This window comes from Cellulomonas sp. Marseille-Q8402 (genome assembly GCF_965119525.1).
Genome location: NZ_CBCPLX010000001.1, coordinates 369,227 through 387,637 on the forward strand (window position 1 = coordinate 369,227; position 18,411 = coordinate 387,637).

The window sequence follows — 18,411 nt, forward strand, 5'->3', positions numbered from 1 at the left end:
CGGCCGTCGCTGGGCGACCTCATCGGCGCCGTGACCCAGGACCTCTCGCAGCTGGTCCGCGACGAGGTCGAGCTGGCCAAGGCGGAGCTGACGCAGTCGGCCAAGCGGGCCGGGACCGGCACCGGGATGCTCGCCGGAGCTGGGGTGGCGGGGCACTTCGTCCTGCTGTTCCTGTCCATCGCCCTGTGGTGGGCGCTGAGCCACCCGCTCGGCCACGCCTGGTCGGCCCTGGTCATCGCCGTGATCTGGGGCGTCGTCGCGGCGGTGCTGGCGCTCAGGGGCAGGGCGGAGCTGCGCCGGGTGAAGGGCGCGCCGCGCACGGCGCAGACGGTCAAGAAGATCCCGAACGCCCTGAAGGGTGACGAGGAGGCGAACCATGAGTGAGAACCCGGAGCAGATCCGCGCGCGCATCGACGCGACGCGGGCGGACCTGAGCGCGAACGTCGACGCGGTCGGCGACGCGCTGGACCCGCGCCAGATGGCGCAGCGCCAGGCGGACCGGGTCCGCGGCAAGGTCGGGGCGGTGCGCGACCGCGTGATGGGCACGGTGCACGACACCCGCGACTCCGTCAGCGGCGCGGCGCACGGCGGCGCGGACTCCGTGCACTCCGCCGCCGGCTCGGCGCGGACGGCCGCCGGCAGCCTGGCCGAGGGCGTCAAGGGCGCGCCGTCCACCGTCGCCCAGAAGGCGGAGGGCAACCCGCTCGCCGCCGGGCTGATCGCGTTCGGCGTCGGCTGGCTCGCCGCGTCGCTGCTGCCGGCGTCGCAGAAGGAGCAGCAGGCCGCGCAGGCGGTCAAGGAGCAGGCCCAGGCTGCGGTCCCGCAGGTCAAGGAGGCGGCCGGCCAGGTCGCCGACGAGCTCCGCGAGCCGGCGCAGGAGGCCGTGCAGCAGGTCAAGGACCGGGCGACCGAGGCGGCCGGCGCCGTCAAGGACCAGGGCACCGAGGCCGCGACCGACCTGCGCGACCAGGCGCAGCACTCCGCGCAGGAGGTGCGCGAGGCCCCGCAGCAGGGCTGAGCCACCGACCGACGGCGCCGTACCCGGGGCAGCTCCCGCGGTGCGGCGCCGTCGGCGCGCTCGGGTGACGTCGTGAGACGCCTCCTGACCTGGGGGGTCGGCGCGGGATACAGTCCGCGCGGTCGCGTCGATGGAGGGCACCGTGCAGCGCAGCGTCGTGGACGAGCTCGGGTCTCGTCTCGCCACCCCCGAGGAGTTCGGGCGGGAGGCCCTGGTGGTGTGCGACGCGGTCGTCCGCATCTTCCGGTCCGGGGGTGTCGAGGTGCAGGCCCTGCAGGGCCTCGACCTGCTCGTGCACGAGGGCGAGATGGTCGCCGTCGTCGGCGCGTCCGGGTCGGGCAAGTCGACGCTGCTGCGCATCCTGGCGGGCGCCGACGCGCCGAGCGCCGGCCGGGTGCGGGTCGGCCGCTGGGACCTCGGTGCCCTCGGGGCGCGGGACCGGGTCGCCTACCGCCGGACGGTCGTCGGCACGGTGCGGCAGCAGACCGCCCGCAACCTCGTCCCGTACCTGACCGCGCGGCAGAACGTCACCCTGCCGCTCACCCTGGCCGGGACCCCGCGCCGGCAGCGCGCCGGGCGGGTCGGGGAGCTGCTGGACCTGGTCGGCCTGGCCGACGCGGGCGACCGCCGGCCCGCCGAGCTCTCCGGCGGCGAGCAGCAGCGCGTCGCGATCGCCGTCGCGCTGGCCAACCGCCCGCGCCTGCTGCTGGCGGACGAGCCGACCGGCGAGCTCGACACCGCCACCGGGCAGCAGGTGTTCGACGCGCTGCGCGCCGCCCGCCAGGACGCCGGCACCACGGTCGTCGTCGTCACCCACGACCCGACCGTCAGCGGCCAGGTCGAGCGCACCGTGGCGATCCGCGACGGCCGGACCAGCAGCGAGGTGCTGCGCCGCGAGCACGTCGGCGACGACGGCGCGGCGGCGGTCGTCGCCGAGGAGTACGCCGTGATGGACCGGGCCGGGCGGGTGCAGGTGCCGCAGGACTACCGCGAGGCGCTCGACCTGACGCGGCGCGTGCGGCTCGCCCTCGAGGCGGACCACGTCTCGGTGCGGCCGGGCGGGGCCGGTGCGGGCGGGGGCACGGGCGGTGCCGCGGACGCGCCGCCCCGGCGACGTCGGCACGGCGCCGCGTGACGGACCTCGCGCCCCTGGTGCGCGTCCGCGGCGTGCACCGGACCTACGGGTCGGGTCGTGCCGCCGTGCACGCGCTGCGCGGCGTCGACCTGGACGTGGCGCCCGGCGAGCTCGTCGCCCTGGTCGGCCGGTCGGGGTCCGGCAAGACGACGCTGCTCAACGTGGTGGGCGGCCTGGACCGCCCCGACGCCGGCTCGGTGCACGTCGACGGCACGGACGTCACCACCCTCGGCAGCGCGGGGCAGGTGCGGCTGCGCCGGGACGTCGTCGCGTTCGTGTTCCAGACGTTCGGTCTGGTCCCCGTCCTGAGCGCCGCGGAGAACGTCGCGGTCCCGCTGCGGCTGCGCGCCCTGCCGGTCGCCGACCGCGAGCGCCGCGTCGCGCTCCTGCTCCGGCTGGTCGGGCTCGACGGGCACGCGGACCTGCGCCCGGACGAGCTGTCCGGGGGGCAGCAGCAGCGGGTCGCGATCGCCCGCGCCCTCGCCGGGTCCCCGCGCCTGCTGATCGCCGACGAGCCCACCGGTCAGCTCGACAGCGAGACCGGCCTGGCCGTGATGGCGCTGATCCGCGCGGTCGTGGAGGCCGAGGGGATGGCCGCCGTGGTGTCGACCCACGACCCGGTGATGATCGGCCTCGCGGACCGGGCCGTCCGCCTGGTCGACGGGCACGTGCAGCCGGCATGAGCGCCGGCTGGGCGGCGGACGCCGCCGCGCTGGCCCTGCACCGCGCTCGGGCGCAGGCCCGGCTGCTGGTGGCGGTGACGGCGACCGCGCTCGTCGCCCTCACCGTCCTGGGGGTGTGCGGGCTGCTGCTGACCTCCGGCCGGCGGGACGCCCTCGACGGCGCGCTGGCGGAAGCGGGACCCGGGGGCACGCAGGTGGTGGTGCGGGTCGTGCCGCCGGTCGGCGCGGGCTCCGGCGACGTCGCGGCGCTCGTGCCCGACGTGGTCGCCACCGCGACCGGGGCGGTCGCGCCGCTGCCCGCGACCTCGACCCTTTGGACCGAGTCGCCCCTGCTCGCGCTGCCCCGTGCCGCCGGCCCGGGCGGGCCGGGCGGGCCGGGCGGGCCGGACGACGACGGGCAGGCCGGGTTCGCGTACCTCACCGACGCCCCGGAGCTCCCCGGTGCGGCCCGGCTGGTGACGGGGGACTGGCCGGCCGGGACGACGGGCACGGCGGCCGCGCGCGACGTCGCCGTGCCCGCCGCGACCGCGGACGCCCTGGGTCTCGCCGTCGGCGACGTGCTGGCGCTGGCGCCCTCGCCCGAGGCACCGGACGCGCCGGACGCCACCGCGGTGCGCGTGGTCGGGGTGTTCGCGCCGCTCGACCGCGGTGCCGCCGGCACCCCGCTGTGGCAGCGCGACCTGCTGCGCGGCGCCGGGGCCGACCTCGACCACCCCCGCCCGGGCACGTCCGGGCGGCAGGTCGCGCCCGCGTACGGCCCGTTCGTCGTCGCGCCGGGCTCCCTCGCGGACGCCGGCACCGGGGTCGGTGCCGTCAGCGTCGTCGTCCGGCCCGATCCCGCCGGTGCCGCGGTCGCCGACCTGCAGCACGTCGCCCAGGACGTGAGCCGCCTGCGCATCGCGCTCGACGCCCGGCTCGGCGACCGCGCCGACCGGACCGTCGTCCGCTCGTCGCTGCCCGCGACCGTGCGGGCGACGGCCGCGCAGGACGCGGTGTCCGCCGGCGCCGTGCTGACGGCCGGGCTGGTCGGCGCGGCGCTGGCGGGCGCCGCGCTGCTGCTCGCCGGCCGGCTGCTGGCCGCCCGCCGGGCGCCGGAGCGCACGCTGCAGGTCGACCGCGGTGCGCGGGAGCGGCAGCTGGCCGGGCTGGCGGTGACCGAGGCGGCGGCCGTCGCCGTGGTCGCCGGCGTGCTCGCCGTGCCGCTGGCCCTGCTGGCGTACCGGGGGCTGACCGCGGTGCCGCTCCTGGCCGAGGCGGGCATCGCGTCGGCCGACGGCGTGCCGGCGGCGCTCGTGGCGACCGTCGGCGCGGGCGCCGCGGCGCTGGTCGTCGCGCTGGTCGCCCCCGCCGCCCGGCCCTCCGGCGGGCGCCGGGCCTCCGTGGCGGCGGGCCGGCGGCTGGCGCGCAGCGGCGGCGACCTGCTGCTGGTGGTGCTGGCGGTGCTCGCGGCGGTGCGCCTGCGCGGCGAGGGCCCCGTGGACGCCGTCCGGGTGCTGGCGCCGGTGCTCGCCCTCGTCGCGGCCTCGGTCGTCGTGCTGCGCCTCGTGCCGCTGCTGGGGCGGCTCGCCGAGCGCGGCGCCCGGCGGTCCCGCCGGTTCGTCCTGCCGCTGGCGGCCCTCGACGTCGCGCGCCGGCCACGGGCGGCCACCGCCCTCCTGCTGCTGGTGCTGGCGACCGCGGGCGCCGCGTTCGGCGCGGGCTGGGCCGCCACGTGGTCGAGGTCGCAGGCCGAGCAGGCGGACGCGCTGGTCCCTGCCGCGGTGGTGGCGGCGGACGTGCCCGGCGCCCCGGCGGCGCAGGGCGCCCTGGTGCGGTCGTCGGCGGGCGAGGACGCGCTGCCGGTGACGGACCGTGCCACCGGGTTCGGCACGGCCGCCGTCGCGGGGGAGGGCGACGCCGAGCCGCGGCTGCTCGCGGTGGACACCACCGCCGCCGCGTTCGCCGGCCGCCTGCCCGCGGGGACGACGTGGGCCGGGCTGACCGCCGGGCTGGCACCGGACGACGACGAGCTCGCGGCGGCGCTGCCGTTCGTGGCCTCCGGCGACGGCCTGACGCTGCGGGTCGGCGGGACCACCGGCAGCCCGTACCCGATGTCCGTGCTGCCGACGGTCGTGCTGGACGACGGCCACGGGGTCCGCGTCCGGGCGCTGGGGGAGCGCGTGCCGCTGGACGGCGCGGAGCACACCGTGCGGGCGGCGGTCGCCGGCGCGCCGGCGGCGCTCGGACCGGAGGCGCGGGTGCTGGCGGTCGCCCTGCGCGTGTTCACCGACGTGGTGCTCGACGAGGGCCAGGGCGGCGTCGCGGACGTGGTCGTCGACGTGGGCTGGGACCGTCCGGCGCCCGACGGGACCAGCGCTCCCGCGACCTCCGCCGGGGGCTGGTCCGCCACCCCGACCCTGATCACGGCGCGGGACCAGTCGCTGACCCGGGCCGAGGTCGCCGTCTCGGGCACCGGGCTGCGGGCCACCGCCCGGGCCGCCGTGTCCCGCGCGTCGTACCTGCCCGCGGTCGTCGTCCTGAGCGCCTTCCCGTCGACACCGGAGCTGCCGGTGGTGGTGAGCGCGGACCTGGCGGCCGCCGCGGGCGTGGCGCCCGGCGACCGGCTCGACGTGCTGGTGGCGGGGACCTCGGTGCCGGCCGCCGTGACCGCGGTCGCGCCGTACGTCCCCGGCGCCGTCGGGGGCCCGGCGGTGCTCGCCGACCTCCGGACCCTGTCCCGGGTCGCGATCGGGCAGGCGGAGACGAGCAGCCTGGTCGACCGCTGGTGGCTGCCCGCGCGGGCGGACGTGGCGGCGCTGCGGGACGCCGGCGCCGAGGTGACCGTCCGCGCGGAGGTGGCGGCCGGGCTGCGAGGCGGCCCGCTGCGCGTCGGCGTCCTCGCGGCGCTGGGCCTGCTCGTCGTGGCCGCGGTCGCGCTCGCGCTGGTGGGTACCGCGCTGCACGCCGCCGAGACGGCGGAGGACCGCGGCCCGGAGGTGGCCCGGCTGCTCGCGGTCGGCGCGTCGTCCCGGGCGGTCGCGGGCACGTACGTCGTGCAGCACGTCGTCGTGGACGTGCTCGCCGTGGCCGCGGGCACCGCCGCGGGAGCCGCCGTGGCACGCGCGCTGGCGCCCGCGCTGACGGTGTCGCCCAGCGGCGGCAGGCCGGCGCCCGAGGCGCTGCCGGTGTGGTCCTGGCCCGCCGCCGGCCTGCTCGCCGGCCTCCTGATCGCCGGGTCGGCAGCGGTCGTGCTCCCCGTGGTCACCGGTCTCGTGCGACGGGCCTCAGCGGCCCACCTGCGCCTCGGGGACGCCGAGTGAGCGCCCGGCACCGGTCCCGGCCCGCGCGCCGGCGGTCCACGGCCGACCTGGGGACCCTGCCGCGCCGGTCCGCTGCGCAGGCGGGGCCGCTCGTCCTCGTCGCGGTCCTCGTCGCGCTGGTGGTGGCGCTGGCCTCGGCGGTGCCCCGCGCCGTGGCCCGGGTGGCCGACGACGCGGTGCACGCCGCCGTGGAGCGCGCGGGCACCGACGCCGACGTGGTCGTCACCACCCGGAGCGGCTTCGTCCTCTCGGAGTCCGGGCACGACCCCGACCCCGCGGCAGGCGTCGTCGCCGCGGCGGACGACGTCGCCGCCGGGCTCCGCACCCGGCTCGGCGACGTGCTGCGGCCGTACGCCGCCGCCACGACGACACCGCCCCTGGAGCTGGCGGTCGACACGCCGACCCCGGGCGAGACCACCGTGCGGCTGGTGTGGACGCACGACGGCGACCAGGTCGAGTGGACCTCCGGCGCCGAGCCGGGCGGGCCGTCGTTCGACGTCGCCACCGACCGCGACCCCGAGCCGGAGCCCGTGCAGGTGGGCCTGTCCGAGGAGGTCGCGCGGAGCCTCGGCGCCGCGACGGGAGACGTGCTGCAGGCCGCCGCCGCCGACGGCTCGGCCGTGGACCTGCGCGTGTCCGGGCTGTTCCGGCCCGTCGACCCGGAGGCGGCGCACTGGCGCGACGTCGACGACCTGCTCCGGCCCCGGGTGGCCACGGTGGGGCCGGCCACCAGCACCCGGGTCGCCGCTCTGCTGTCCGACGCGTCGCTGGCCACCGCGCTGGTCTTCCTCGACCCGGGCGGCGTGCAGCGCACCGTGCGCCTGGCCTTCGACCCCGGCGCGGTCGGGGTCGCCGAGGCCGACCGGGTGCTCGCCGAGCTGCCCGCGGCCCAGGCGTCGCCCGCGCAGATCGGCTGGGGCGCGGCCGGGGCCGCGCTGCACTCCAGCGCCGCCGGCGTCCTGCGCGGTGCGCTGGCGGACCTCGCCGCCGCACGCGCCGCGTCCGCGGCCCTGGTGGCGGGGGCCGTGGCGGTCGGGGCGCTGCTCCTCGTGCTCACGTCGGGCCTGCTCGCGCGGCGCCGTGCCGCCGAGCTCGCGACCCGGCGCACCCGCGGCGCCTCGTCGCCCGGGACCGCGGTCGAGCTCGGGGTCGAGGCGCTCGTGGTGGTCGCCGCCGGCACCGGCGCCGGGCTGCTGCTCGCGGGGGCCGTGGTGCCCGGTCCCGTCCCGCTCGGCACGGTGCTGGTGGTCGGGACGGCCGCGGTCCTGGCGCTGGTCGTCGCGGCGCTGCGGACGGCCCACCCGCGGACCGGTGGCGCCGACCCCGGGGGTGCCCGCCCGCGCGGCGGCGTCCGCGACGTGCGCGGCCGGCGCCTCGCCGCGGAGCTCACGCTGCTCGCGCTGGCGGGCGCCGCCGCCGTCACGCTCGGGGCGGCCCCGGGCACGGTCCCGGCGGGCCGGGGCCGTGGTGGCGCGGCCCCGGCGGCGTCGCCCGACCTGCTCGCCGCGGCGACGCCCGTGCTGCTCGCCGCCGCCGGCGCCGTCCTCGTGGCCCGGGCCCTGCCCGCCCTCCTGCGGCGGCTCGGCCCGGCCGCGTCCCGGTCCCGCCGCGCCGTGCCGGTCCTCGCCGTCGCGCGCGCCCGCTCCGACGGCCTCGCGGCCCTCCCGCTCCTGACGGTGGCGACCGCGGCCGCGCTCGTCGTCGTCGGTGCGTCCTCCGCGGCCGCGGTCCGGCACGGGCAGGACGCCGCCGCCTGGCGGGCCGTCGGCGGCGACGTGCGGGTGCAGGGGGACGCCGACGCCCGCCTCACCACGTCCGCAGCGGACTGGGCCGCAGCGCCGGGCGTCACGGTCGCGGTCGCCGTGCGCGTCGCGGAGGACGTGCCGGCCCGCACCGCGGACGGCTCGGTGCGGCTCGACGTCGTCGCCGGCGACCCCGACGCCCTGGCGGCGCTCGCGGCGGCGACCCCGCCGGACACGCGTGCGGGTGCCGCCGCTGCTGCCGGAGCCGTCCCGGCGGGCGAGGTCCAGCTGCGGTGGGACGGTCAGGACCGCACCGTGCACGCGATCGCCGGCCTCGCGGTCCCCGCGCCGGCGACCGGGCGCGCGGAGGGCCGCGCGGTGGTCGCCGTCGACGTCGAGGAGCTCGGGGGAGCGGACGCCGTCCCGCCGACCACGGTCTGGCTGGTCGGGCCCGGTGCGGCGGACGCGGTCCGGGCCGCCCCGCCCGGCGGCGAGGCCGACGTCGTGGACCGGGCGACGGTCCTGGCGGGCCTGCGCGCCGACGTGCTGCCGCGCGCCCTGGTCGGGGCGGCGGTCGCCTCCGTCGCGCTGCTGCTCGCGCTCGTGGTGCTCGCGGTGCTCGTCACCGCCGCCACGGGCGGACCCGCGCGGCGCCGCGCGCTCGACGTCCTGCGCACCGTGGGCCTCACCGACCGCGAGGCACGCTGGGTCGCCGCCGGTGAGGTGCTGCCCGGCGCGCTGCTCGCCACGGCGGCCGGGGCCGCGCTCGGCTGCGCCGTGGCCCTGGTGGTGCTCGGCCCGCTCGGCCTGGCCGGGGACGCCGGAGCCGGGACCGCCCTGGTCGCGTGGCCGGCCGTCGCGCTGCCCGTGCTGGCCGGTGCGCTCGCCGGCGCGGCCGTGCTGCAGGTCGAGCACGCCCGCCGCCGCACCCACCGCCTCGGGCAGGTGCTCCGCACCTCGGCCTGAGGGGCCCCTGCTCCCGCCGGGCCCGCCTGCAGCACTCAGCCGCGGCCCGCCGACCCGGGTGCCGACCACGCAACGGCGGTCTCGGGGGTACGCAGTCACCACTCAGGTCCGGTGCGGCGCGTGCAGCCTGGACCGGCGATCCGCCGCCAGCCGGGTGCGCGGGCGCCCGGAGCCCCCGGAGGCCGCCGTGGAGACCGACCCGCACGCGCCCGCGACGCAGACCACGCAGACCACGCAGACCACGGTGCCCACGGTGCCCACGGTGCCCGACGGCCGCACCCGCGCCCGGCTGCTCGCGGCGATGCTGTCCCGCCCGCTGACGGGCACCGAGCTCGGGCGCCGGTCGGAGGAACCCGGTGTGCCGGCGGCGGTGGCGTCGGTGCTGCGGACGGGATCGGCTCGGCGGACGGCCGACGGCGGCCTGGCGCTGGACGACCGGCGCCGGTCGGCCGCGCTCGGGGCGCTGGCGCGCGACCTCGGGCTCTGACACCGGCTCTGACACCGCCTCCGGGCTGTCGCTCGGCGCCGATCCGTCGGAGACTGGGTCCCGCACCGGCCCGACCAGCCCTGACCAGCGACCACCAGCCCGGGCCGGCCCGCCGGCCGGTGCTCGACCCCGACCGGCCCCGCGGCCGCCTGCACGTCCCAGGAGACACCGCCGTGACCACGCGCCCGCAGCACGTCCGAGGCAGTGGCCCGGGCGCGCACCGGCGGGGCCGTGCCGCCGGCCGCCGGGTCACCCGGGCGGCGCAGATCGGGTCGGTCGTGCTCCTCGGCGGGTTCTCGCTCGCGTTCGCCACGCAGAGCGCCGGGACGGCGTCGCCGAGCGCCGGCAGCGCCGAGCCCGCCGGCGCTCCCCGCCCGTCCGCCACGACGCCGGCGACGGACGCCGCGTCCGACGCGGTGACCCGCAGCCCGGTCGACGCCCTGCTCCGGCCCGGCGCGGTGGACCCCCTCGGGGACCCGCTCGCGTCGCCGCGCCGGACGCCGGACGCCGTGGTCCCGTCCGCGCCGGCCACGCTGACGCCACCGGCGCCCGCGCCGACGCCGGCGGGGATCGACCTCGCGCAGCACGCCACCGGCGACCCGGCCAGCCCCTGGGTCGTGGTCAACAAGCCGCTGCCGCTGACGCCCGCGGACTGGGCGCCCGGCGACCTCGTGCCGGTCGCCGGCTACGAGGTCCGCTCGGCGCTCGCGCCGTCGTTGACCGCGATGCTCGCCGCCGCCGCGGCCGACGGCGTCGCCGTGGAGCTGCGCAGCGGGTTCCGGTCGGCGGAGTACCAGGCCGGCGTGCACGCCGGGTGGGCCGAGCGCGTCGGCCAGGCCCGCGCCGACGAGGTCAGCGCCCGCCCCGGGCACAGCGAGCACCAGACCGGCCTCGCCGTCGACGTGGGCAGCGGCAGCCGGCCGGCCTGCGACTTCCAGGCCTGCTTCGACGAGACGCCCGAGGGCCGGTGGGTCGCGGAGCGCGCGGGGGAGTTCGGCTTCCTCGTCCGCTACACGGCGGCCAACCAGGCCGTCACCGGGTACGCGCCCGAGGGCTGGCACCTGCGCTGGGTCGGCACCGAGCTGCTCGGCGAGCTGGACCGGCAGGGCGTCACCACGCTCGAGGAGCTGTTCGGCCTGCCCGGCGGACCCGCCTACCCCTGACGGGGGCCGGAACCGGTCGGTGCCGTCGGCCCGGTCGGCCCCGTCGGCCCCTCCGGCGTGCTGGTGCCGCGCCCCTGCTCGCGCAGCCACTGGGTGTCGTCGTTCACGTACGCGTAGTAGAGGCCGATCAGCAGGCCGCCGCCGATGAAGTTGCCCAGCAGCGCGATCCCGACGTTCGCGGCCGCGACGGCCACGTCGATGCCCTCACGCAGCCCGACGATGGAGAACAGCACGGTGTTCGCCACCGAGTGCTCCAGCCCGAGGAACGCGAAGATGAACACCGCCGTGATCATGACCAGGCACTTGGTCAGGTCGTCCTTGATCAGCCCGTTGTAGACCAGCAGCATCGCGATGTTGATGCAGAAGTTGCACAGCACGGCGCGCAGCAGCAGGTCCACCCAGCCGGCCGGCCCGTCCGTGACGTAGGCGAGCTTGTGCGCGACGGAGTCGACCATCTCGTCCAGCGGGGGGCCCTCGACCAGGGTGGTGAACCGCAGCAGCACCGCGACGAACAGCCCGCCCGCCAGGTTGCCCAGGTAGCACAGGCCGAGCATCCGCAGCGCGCGGGGCCACGACGTGCGCCGGTGGTAGGCGCCGATCGAGACGATCATCATGTTCGAGGTGAGCAGCTCGGAGCGCGAGTAGTAGATGAACACCAGCGCCCAGCCGAACACGACGGCGCCGACGAGGCGCCCGAGGGCGCGCAGGGACGACCCCTCGCCGACCTCGATCCCGGCGAACGCGGCGAGCACCGCGTAGAACGTCGCGTAGAGCAGCCCGATCAGCACGCCGGCCATCGCCGCGCGCTGCAGGTAGCGCCGGGCGAGCCCGCCGGACATCGTCGTCTTGGTCTCCAGCACCTCGAGCGCGGTGCTGATGAACTGCTTCCCGGGGAACAGGGACTGCGGGTCGGCGGGGCTCACGCGGAACACGCTCCCACACCGCCGGCGTGACCCGGGTGAAGACGTGCCGATCGGCTCATCGTCGCAGGCCGGCGGCCCGATGAAGCAGGAGACCCGCGACGGACCGCGGGCGGGACGAAGGACCATGACGGCCACAGCGATCGACGCAGCAGCAGCACCGGCACCCCCGACGGACTGGGACACGGCCGTGGAGGAGGTCGCCCTCCTCGCGGAGTCCGACGCCGCCGCCTGCGTCCGGCGGGCCGAGGTCCTCCTGGCGTCCGCCGTCGCCCAGCGCGCGGGCGGTGCCGAGATGCGGCTCTGCTACCACGCGGCCGTCGCGCACCACGCGCTCGGCGAGGACCGCCGGTCGCTGGACCGCGCCGTGCGCGCCGAGCAGCTGGCGCGCGAGCGCGGCGCGCTCGTCTGGGAGTCGCGGGCGCTGGCCCGCCAGGGCGTCGTGCACCACGACCTGGGGCAGCTCGAGGACGCGGTCGACCTGCTGACCCGTGCTGCCGAGCTGCGTCGCGAGGCGGACGACGTCGCCGGGACCGCCGACGTGCTCACCATCCTCGGGTCGGTGTACACCGGGATGCCGCACTTCGCGCCGCAGGCGGCCGGCGTGCTGACGCAGGCCCGCCGGCTCTGGCTCGCCGCCGGCGACCCCGACCGCGCGTCCATCGCGCTCGCGAACCTCGCCCGCACCTTCGTCGAGACCAGCCGCCGGCTCGCCGTCGACAACCCCCGGGGGGCCCGCGCCTCCGCACGGCGGGCGCTGGGGCTCGCCCTCGAGGCGGTCGACGAGGCCGACGCCGCCGGGCTGACCCGGACCGCCGTCGACGCCCGCCTCACCACCTCAGTCGCGCACCTGCTGGCCGGGGACGCCGACGCGGCGACGGCCGTGCTCGACGCGGCGGAGGCGATGCTCACGCGCTTCCCCTCGACCGGCCAGCAGCTGAGCGTGCACCGGATCCGGGCGGGGATGCTGGCCGACGCCGGCCACCTCGCGGAGGCCGTGGCCGAGGCCCGCGCGGGCATGACCCTGTGCGACGCCATGCGCCGGCCGGCCGAGCGGATGGAGCTGCTGCGCGTGCTGTCCGACGCGCACGAGGCCCTCGGCGACCCCGTGGCCGCGCTGGCGGCGCTGCGCGAGCTCCACACGCTGACCGTGCGGATGGGCGACTCGCAGGCCGAGCGGCGGGCGACGCTGCTGGGGGCCCGGATGGAGGTCGAGCAGGCGGAGCGCCAGGCCGAGGCCGAGCGCCGCCGGTCCGAGGCGCTGGAGGAGCGCAACGCCCGCCTCGCGCACGAGGCGGCGCACGACGCCCTCACCGGGCTGGCGAACCGCCGCACGCTGGACACGGAGCTCGAGCGCTGGTCCGCGGAACGCAGCGCGTTCGCCGTCGCGCTCGTCGACGTCGACCACTTCAAGCGCGTGAATGACACCTGGTCGCACCAGGTGGGCGACGTCGTGCTGGCGCGGGTCGCCGCCGCGCTGCAGCACGCCCTCCGCCGCGACGACCTCGCCGCCCGGTACGGCGGCGAGGAGTTCGCGGTGCTGCTCGACGGCCTCAGCGGGACCCGCACCGCAGACGTCTGCGACCGGCTCCGGGCCACCGTCGCCGAGCTGGCCTGGGACGACCTCATGCCGGGGCACCGCGTGACCGTGAGCATCGGCGTCGCCGAGCGCGAGCCCGGCGAGACCGTGGCGGACCTGCTGGCCCGCGCCGACGCCGCGCTCTACCGGGCGAAGCGGGAAGGGCGCGACCGCGTCAGCGTGGCGACCCCGCGCGCCGCCTGACCGGCCCGGGACCTGGTGCGCGCGCGGAGAACGCGCCGCACACTGCGGGCATGGAGCAGCGCGACGTCGTGGTCACCGGCGCGGCCGGCCGGATCGGCACCTACCTGCGCACCGCCGACGGCGGGCTCGGCGCCCGCGGGTGGCGTCTGCGCCTGGTCGACGCGGACCGTCCCGACCCCGCCGCCCGGGCGGACGAGACCTTCACCCGGGCGGACCTGACGGACGAGGACGCGACCGAGCGGCTCGCGCCCGTGATGGCCGGCGCCGACGGGGTGGTGCACCTGGCCGGCATCCCGTCCGAGGACTCCTGGACGCGGGTCCGGCGGGCCAACGTCGACGGCACCTACCGCGTGCTCGAGGCCGCGCGCCGAGCAGGTGTGCGGCGGGTGGTCCTCGCCAGCTCGAACCACGCCGTCGGGTACTACCCGACCGGGCAGGAGGCGCCCGTGGACCGGGCGCCTCGGCCGGACTCGTTCTACGGCGTGTCCAAGGTCGCGGGGGAGGCGCTCGGCAGCCTCTACGCGGACAAGTACGGCCTGGAGGTGGTGTCGCTCCGGATCGGGCTGTGCGCCGACCGGCCGGCCACCACGTTCGACCTCGGCATCTGGCTCAGCCCGGGTGACGCGGTGCGGCTGGCGGACGCGGCGCTCCGCGGGCCGGTGGCGGGACCCGTCGTCGCCTACGGCATCTCCGCGAACACGCGGGCGTGGTGGGACGTCACCACCGCGCGGGCGCTCGGGTACGAGCCCGCCGACGACGCCGAGGTGTACGCGGGGCAGGTCGAGCCGTACGACGGGCCGACGGGCGTGCTGGGGCACGCGATGGTCGCGGAGGACCCCCTGCGCTGAGCCGCTCGGCTGCCCGGCCGTCAGCCCTCGGCCGCGGCCGCCTCCCGCGCCGCCGCCTCGATGCGCGCCCGGTGCGCCGCCCAGCGCTCCCGGTCCTGGAACGGCACGTTCGGGTCCTGCGGCCCGCTGCCGATCCGGCCGTCGATGGTCTCGCGCAGGATGTCGGCGTGGCCGGCGTGCCGGGCCGTCTCCGCGACCATGTGCACGAGGATCCGGTGCAGCGTCACCCGGGACCGCTCGTCCGGCCACCACGGCACCCGGCCGGCCGCGTCGAGGGGCAGCGCCTCGATCGTCGCGTCGGCGTGCGCGGCGGAGAACGCGTGCAGCTCCCGGACGGACGCGAGGCTCTCGTCCGCCGGCAGCCACATGTCGGCGTTGACCTCGGCGTCGTCCGCGAACCAGGGCAGCCGGCGGTCGTGCGGCCGGTCGAACACCTCCCCGAAGTAGTCGAGCTGCACGCTCGCCACGTGCTTGACGAGCCCGGCGAGATTGGTCCCGCTGTCGACCAGGGGCCGGCGCGCGTCGTACTCGCCGAGCCCGTCCAGCGTGCCGAGCAGCCCGTCCCGCTCACGTCGCAGGTAGTGCAGCAGCGTCGTCTTCTCGTCCATCGGCCCAGTGTGGCGGAACGGTCCGACACGACCCGGTGCCGCACCGCTAGCGTGCCCCGGTGAGCACGACCAGCGACGACACCGACGTCACCGACCCCGCCGATCCCGCCGACCGGCGGCTGCGCGACGCCCTCCCGGCCGTCCTGGCCCCGCTCGGCCGCGTCGAGCGCCTCGACCGGCTGACCGGCGGGCTGTTCGCGACCACCTACCGCGCGACGCTGTCCGACGGCACGCGGGTGGTGGTGAAGACCGCGCCGACCGCCACCGACCGGCTGCTGACGTACGAGCTCGACCTGCTGCGCACCGAGGCCCTCGTCTACGGGCTCGCGGCCTCCCGGCCGGAGCTGCTGATGCCGCGCGTCGTCCTGACCGACTTCACGCGGTCCGTCGTGCCGTCCGACGTCGTCGTGGCGACCCACCTCGACGGCGTCCCGCTGACCGCGCTCGACGAGGACGGCCGCCAGCCGGCGCACGTCCGGGAGCGCGTCGAGCCGCAGCTGGGTGCCCTGATGGCCCGGCTGCACACGGTGACCGGCGACCGCTTCGGCTACCCGAACGCCGCCACCGGGCTGGTGGGCGCGACCTGGCCCGAGGCGTTCGGCCGGATGGTCGGCGCGCTCCTCGCCGACGCGGCGGCGTGGGGGACCGACGTGCCCGCCGACGACGTGCGCGCGGCGCTGACCCGGCACCGCGGGGCGCTCGCCGACGTGGGGTGTCCCGCGCTCGTCCACACCGACCTCTGGTCCGGCAACCTGTTCGTCGCCCCGGAGTCCCTCGAGCTCACGGGCGTCATCGACCCGGAGCGCGCCGTGTGGGGCGACCCGCTGCTCGAGCTCGCCGGCGCGGACCAGCTCGGTCTCGGGCCGGTGCCTCCCGCCCTGCTCGCCGGCTACGCCGCGGCCGGGGGCGACCTCGCGCTCGGCACGCCCGCCGGAGAGACCCGGCTGCTGCTCTACCGGATGTCGATGTCGCTGGTGATGCTCACCGAGATCGCGCCGCGCGGGTACGCCGGTCCCGGCGCGGACGCGCACCGCGCCCGCTGCGCCGCGACCCTGCGGGCGGTGCTCGACGCGCTCGCGTAGGCCGGCGTCACCCGGTCGGTGCAGCCGGCGGCGCCCCGCCGCGGGCTCGGCGTGCGGCGGGCCCCGTGGGGGCCGACACTGACCGCGTGACCGACCGCGCCCACCTGCTCCGTGCGCTCGCCCAGGCCGTCGCGCGCCACGAGCCGACGTCCCCCGGCGGCGCGGACGTGCCCGTCGCCGAACGGCTGTGCCGCGCCGCGGTGGACCTGCTGGGCGCCCGCGGCGCGGCGCTGACCTGCGCGCCCACCGGGGCCGGGCGGTACACGGCGTGCGCGACGGACGACGTCGCGTCGCGGCTGGACGAGATCGAGGGCGTGGTCGGCGACGGTCCCGGCGTGCGCGCCTTCCGGGAGGGCCGCCCCGTCGGCACCCTCCTGGGCGTGGTGCCCCGGCCGGTCGGCGGGGAGGACGTGCCCGGCCCGGACGACCGGACCGGTGCGCGCCCGGAGGAGCTCCCCGTGTTCGCGGTGCTCGCGGGGGAGGTCACCAGCGGATCGGGCGTCGAGGGGCCGGTGTCGGTCCGGTCCTGGCCCGTCCGGTCGGCGACCCGTCCCGTGGCGGTCCTGACGGTGTACGGCCTGCCGGCGTCCGCGGGGGCCGACGTCGTCGAGGACGGGCAGGTGCTGGCGGACGCGCTCGCCCCGGTGCTGGCGGGCGCCACGGCCGCGGACGCCGACGACCAGTCCCGGGTGCACCGGGCGGTCGGCATGGTGGTCGCCCAGACCGGGCTCGCGCCCGCCGACGCGCACGCGATGCTGCGGGCGCGTGCCTGGGCGGAGGACGTCCGGGTGACCGCGCTCGCCGGTGCGGTCCTCGAGCGGCGGGCGTCCTTCGACCGCGGCGGGGCGCCGGAGACGCAGCCCCCGCTCTGACCTCCCGGGGGCCGCGGACGGTCACCCACCCGGGCGATCCGCAGGATCACGCGGCTGTTTCGCCGTCGCGGGCCCGTTCCGCGTGCCACCATGACGGTGCGTGTCGGCAGCGCACGCGACGGCGACGGGGCTCGGCGAGGAGACCCGCACCTGCTGCCCAGGGGGCTCGGTATGACTGACGTGTGCGCGGTATGGCCCGGTGCGGAACCCGCCCGGAGCGTCCTCGCGCTGCTCGACGACCTCGTGGAGATCGTCGGGCGGCGGACCGGGAGCGTGGTCGAGGGCACGGTCCACGCCCGCCGCCGCGGGGCGGACTGGCTCATCACGACGACCGGGGAGCGCGCCGCGCGCTGCGATGCCGCCCCGCCCGGGAACCGGCCGTGGCGGGCGGCGCTGGACTCGAGCGCCGCCGTGCTGCTGCCGGACCTGCGCGACGCGCGGAACGGCTGGGAGCCGTGGCGCAGGGCGACGCTGGACGAGGGCTTCCGCTGCGTCGCAGCGCTGCCCGCGCCGCTCGCCCGCGGCGGCGTCACCGCCCTGTCGCTCTACCTGGACGACCCCGGGGCGTGCGGACCGGAGGTCGTCCGCCGCGCCACGGGCTTCGTCGGGGAGATGGCCTCGCTGATCGAGCTGCACAGCAGCATCCCGGTGCGCGAGCCCGCCGCGCCCGCGGAGCGCCGGCGGCAGGCCCGCGCCTCCGTCGACCACGCCGTCGGCGTGCTCATGGAGATCCGCGGCTGCGACGAGGACGAAGCCCGGCACGTGCTCGAGGTGCTCGGCTCCGCCCGGGGACGCACGACGGAGGCGGTCGCCGCGCAGGTCGTCCAGCACGCGGTGCGGGTGCCCTCGGGGTCGCCCGTGACCCGCCGGGACTGACCCCGGCGCACCCGCGGACGTACGCTGCAGCGGACCCGCGCAGCGCGGCGTCGACGCGGACGGAGAGTGGAGCGGTGACGGACTACGCCTCGACGGTGTTCTGGGTCAACGGCCGGCTGGTGCCGGAGGCGGAGGCGACGACCTCCGCACGCGACCACGGGTTCGTGGTGGGCGACGGGGTGTTCGAGGCGGTCAAGGTCGACCGCGGTCGCCCGTTCGCCCTGACCCGGCACCTCACGCGGATGGCACGCTCGGCGGCGGGCATCGGCCTGACGGGCTTCGACGCGGACACGGTCCGCGTGGCGGTGCACGAGGTCGTGGATGCCAACCGCGACGTGCTGACCAGCGCCTACGATCTCCTGCGCCTCACGTTCACCGCCGGTCCCGGCATGCTGGGCAGCGGCCGGGTGGGCGGGGCGCCGACCCTGGTCCTCGGCGTGACCCCGGGCCACGACCCCGACCCGGAGACGGCCGTCGCGACGGTGCCGTACCGCCGCAACGACGTCGGCGCCCTGACCGGCCTCAAGACGACCTCCTACGGCGAGAACGTGCTCGCGCTCGCGCAGGCGCAGGCCGTGGGTGCCACCGAGGCGGTGTTCGCGAACACCCGCGGGCAGCTCTGCGAGGGCACCGGGACGAACGTGTTCGTGGTGCAGGACGGCGAGCTGCTGACGCCGCCGCTGTCGTCCGGGTGCCTGGCCGGCGTCACCCGCGCCCTGGTGCTGGAGTGGTACGGCGCGCGCGAGGCCGACCTGCCGTTCGACGCGCTGACCACCTCCGACGAGGTGTTCCTGACCTCGACGGCGAGGGACGTCCAGGCGGTCGTCGCGGTGGACGGGTCGCCCGTCGGTCCCGGCCGGTCCGGTCCGGTCACCCGGGAGGTCGCGCGGGTCTTCGCCCAGCGGCAGCGCGAGCGCACCGACCCCTGA

The 18,411-nt window shown here is 78.6% G+C and carries 16 protein-coding genes; 14 read left to right on the top strand and 2 right to left on the bottom strand.

Annotated features, from left to right (window positions below; all coding sequences use genetic code 11):
• Positions 1–9: 9 nt before the first annotated feature.
• The 8 genes from ACWPWW_RS01700 to ACWPWW_RS01735 all read left to right on the top strand — a co-directional run bounded on the left by ACWPWW_RS01700 (position 10) and on the right by ACWPWW_RS01735 (position 10,493).
• Positions 10–384 (top strand): phage holin family protein, encoded by a 375-nt coding sequence (locus ACWPWW_RS01700; protein ID WP_454050376.1) that lies wholly within the window; start codon positions 10–12, stop codon positions 382–384.
• On the top strand, positions 377–1,018 hold the full coding sequence (locus tag ACWPWW_RS01705; protein WP_454048615.1) for a DUF3618 domain-containing protein: 642 nt from the start codon (positions 377–379) through the stop codon (positions 1,016–1,018). Before ACWPWW_RS01700 ends, ACWPWW_RS01705 begins: the two co-directional genes overlap by 8 nt.
• A 142-nt stretch (positions 1,019–1,160) precedes the next feature.
• Positions 1,161–2,153: an ABC transporter ATP-binding protein gene (locus ACWPWW_RS01710; protein ID WP_454048616.1), complete on the top strand. Its 993-nt coding sequence runs from the start codon at positions 1,161–1,163 to the stop codon at positions 2,151–2,153.
• A complete protein-coding gene (locus ACWPWW_RS01715; RefSeq protein WP_454048617.1) occupies positions 2,150–2,836 on the top strand; it encodes an ABC transporter ATP-binding protein in 687 nt (228 codons plus the stop codon). Before ACWPWW_RS01710 ends, ACWPWW_RS01715 begins: the two co-directional genes overlap by 4 nt.
• Positions 2,833–6,135 (top strand): FtsX-like permease family protein, encoded by a 3,303-nt coding sequence (locus ACWPWW_RS01720; protein WP_454048618.1) that lies wholly within the window; start codon positions 2,833–2,835, stop codon positions 6,133–6,135. Before ACWPWW_RS01715 ends, ACWPWW_RS01720 begins: the two co-directional genes overlap by 4 nt.
• Positions 6,132–8,843, top strand: coding sequence for an FtsX-like permease family protein (locus ACWPWW_RS01725; protein WP_454048619.1), 2,712 nt, complete (start codon positions 6,132–6,134; stop codon positions 8,841–8,843). Before ACWPWW_RS01720 ends, ACWPWW_RS01725 begins: the two co-directional genes overlap by 4 nt.
• Positions 8,844–9,030: 187 nt before the next feature.
• Positions 9,031–9,330 carry a hypothetical protein gene (locus ACWPWW_RS01730; RefSeq protein ID WP_454048620.1) on the top strand — a complete coding sequence of 100 codons (300 nt, stop codon included), beginning with the start codon at positions 9,031–9,033 and terminating at the stop codon, positions 9,328–9,330.
• A gap of 173 nt (positions 9,331–9,503) precedes the next feature.
• On the top strand, positions 9,504–10,493 hold the full coding sequence (locus ACWPWW_RS01735; RefSeq protein WP_454048621.1) for a D-alanyl-D-alanine carboxypeptidase family protein: 990 nt from the start codon (positions 9,504–9,506) through the stop codon (positions 10,491–10,493).
• Here the strand turns inward: ACWPWW_RS01735 and ACWPWW_RS01740 are convergent.
• Positions 10,484–11,416 carry a formate/nitrite transporter family protein gene (locus ACWPWW_RS01740; RefSeq protein ID WP_454048622.1) on the bottom strand — a complete coding sequence of 311 codons (933 nt, stop codon included), beginning with the start codon at positions 11,414–11,416 and terminating at the stop codon, positions 10,484–10,486. The two genes, ACWPWW_RS01735 and ACWPWW_RS01740, sit on opposite strands and share 10 nt — an antisense overlap.
• A gap of 124 nt (positions 11,417–11,540) precedes the next feature.
• On the opposite strand from ACWPWW_RS01740, the gene ACWPWW_RS01745 reads away from it, so the two are divergent.
• Positions 11,541–13,196, top strand: coding sequence for a GGDEF domain-containing protein (locus tag ACWPWW_RS01745; RefSeq protein ID WP_454048623.1), 1,656 nt, complete (start codon positions 11,541–11,543; stop codon positions 13,194–13,196).
• 50 nt (positions 13,197–13,246) lie between these two features.
• Complete coding sequence (locus tag ACWPWW_RS01750) at positions 13,247–14,044, top strand: NAD-dependent epimerase/dehydratase family protein (protein WP_454048624.1); 798 nt, start codon at positions 13,247–13,249, stop codon at positions 14,042–14,044.
• A 20-nt stretch (positions 14,045–14,064) separates the two neighbouring features.
• Here the strand turns inward: ACWPWW_RS01750 and ACWPWW_RS01755 are convergent, their stop codons facing one another.
• Positions 14,065–14,652, bottom strand: a complete 588-nt coding sequence (locus ACWPWW_RS01755) for a DinB family protein (protein ID WP_454048625.1) — start codon at positions 14,650–14,652, stop codon at positions 14,065–14,067.
• Between the two features lie 59 nt (positions 14,653–14,711).
• Here ACWPWW_RS01755 and ACWPWW_RS01760 point away from each other — a divergent pair, with 59 nt between their 5' ends.
• The 4 genes from ACWPWW_RS01760 to ACWPWW_RS01775 all read left to right on the top strand — a co-directional run bounded on the left by ACWPWW_RS01760 (position 14,712) and on the right by ACWPWW_RS01775 (position 18,411).
• On the top strand, positions 14,712–15,734 hold the full coding sequence (locus tag ACWPWW_RS01760; RefSeq protein ID WP_454048626.1) for a phosphotransferase family protein: 1,023 nt from the start codon (positions 14,712–14,714) through the stop codon (positions 15,732–15,734).
• Positions 15,735–15,820: 86 nt separating this feature from the next.
• Positions 15,821–16,606 carry an ANTAR domain-containing protein gene (locus tag ACWPWW_RS01765; protein WP_454048627.1) on the top strand — a complete coding sequence of 262 codons (786 nt, stop codon included), beginning with the start codon at positions 15,821–15,823 and terminating at the stop codon, positions 16,604–16,606.
• A 171-nt stretch (positions 16,607–16,777) separates the two neighbouring features.
• Positions 16,778–17,482, top strand: a complete 705-nt coding sequence (locus ACWPWW_RS01770) for an ANTAR domain-containing protein (RefSeq protein ID WP_454048628.1) — start codon at positions 16,778–16,780, stop codon at positions 17,480–17,482.
• A 74-nt stretch (positions 17,483–17,556) separates the two neighbouring features.
• Positions 17,557–18,411, top strand: coding sequence for an aminotransferase class IV (locus ACWPWW_RS01775; protein WP_454048629.1), 855 nt, complete (start codon positions 17,557–17,559; stop codon positions 18,409–18,411).

Excerpts from the sequence above, each read along its gene's own strand:
- ACWPWW_RS01705 (WP_454048615.1), top strand. The coding sequence starts at position 377 with ATGAGTGAGAACCCGGAGCAGATCCGCGCGCGCATCGACGCGACGCGG.
- ACWPWW_RS01745 (WP_454048623.1), top strand. The coding sequence starts at position 11,541 with ATGACGGCCACAGCGATCGACGCAGCAGCAGCACCGGCACCCCCGACG.
- ACWPWW_RS01755 (WP_454048625.1), bottom strand. The coding sequence starts at position 14,652 with ATGGACGAGAAGACGACGCTGCTGCACTACCTGCGACGTGAGCGGGAC.
- ACWPWW_RS01750 (WP_454048624.1), top strand. The coding sequence starts at position 13,247 with ATGGAGCAGCGCGACGTCGTGGTCACCGGCGCGGCCGGCCGGATCGGC.
- ACWPWW_RS01720 (WP_454048618.1), top strand. The coding sequence starts at position 2,833 with ATGAGCGCCGGCTGGGCGGCGGACGCCGCCGCGCTGGCCCTGCACCGC.
- ACWPWW_RS01770 (WP_454048628.1), top strand. The coding sequence starts at position 16,778 with ATGACTGACGTGTGCGCGGTATGGCCCGGTGCGGAACCCGCCCGGAGC.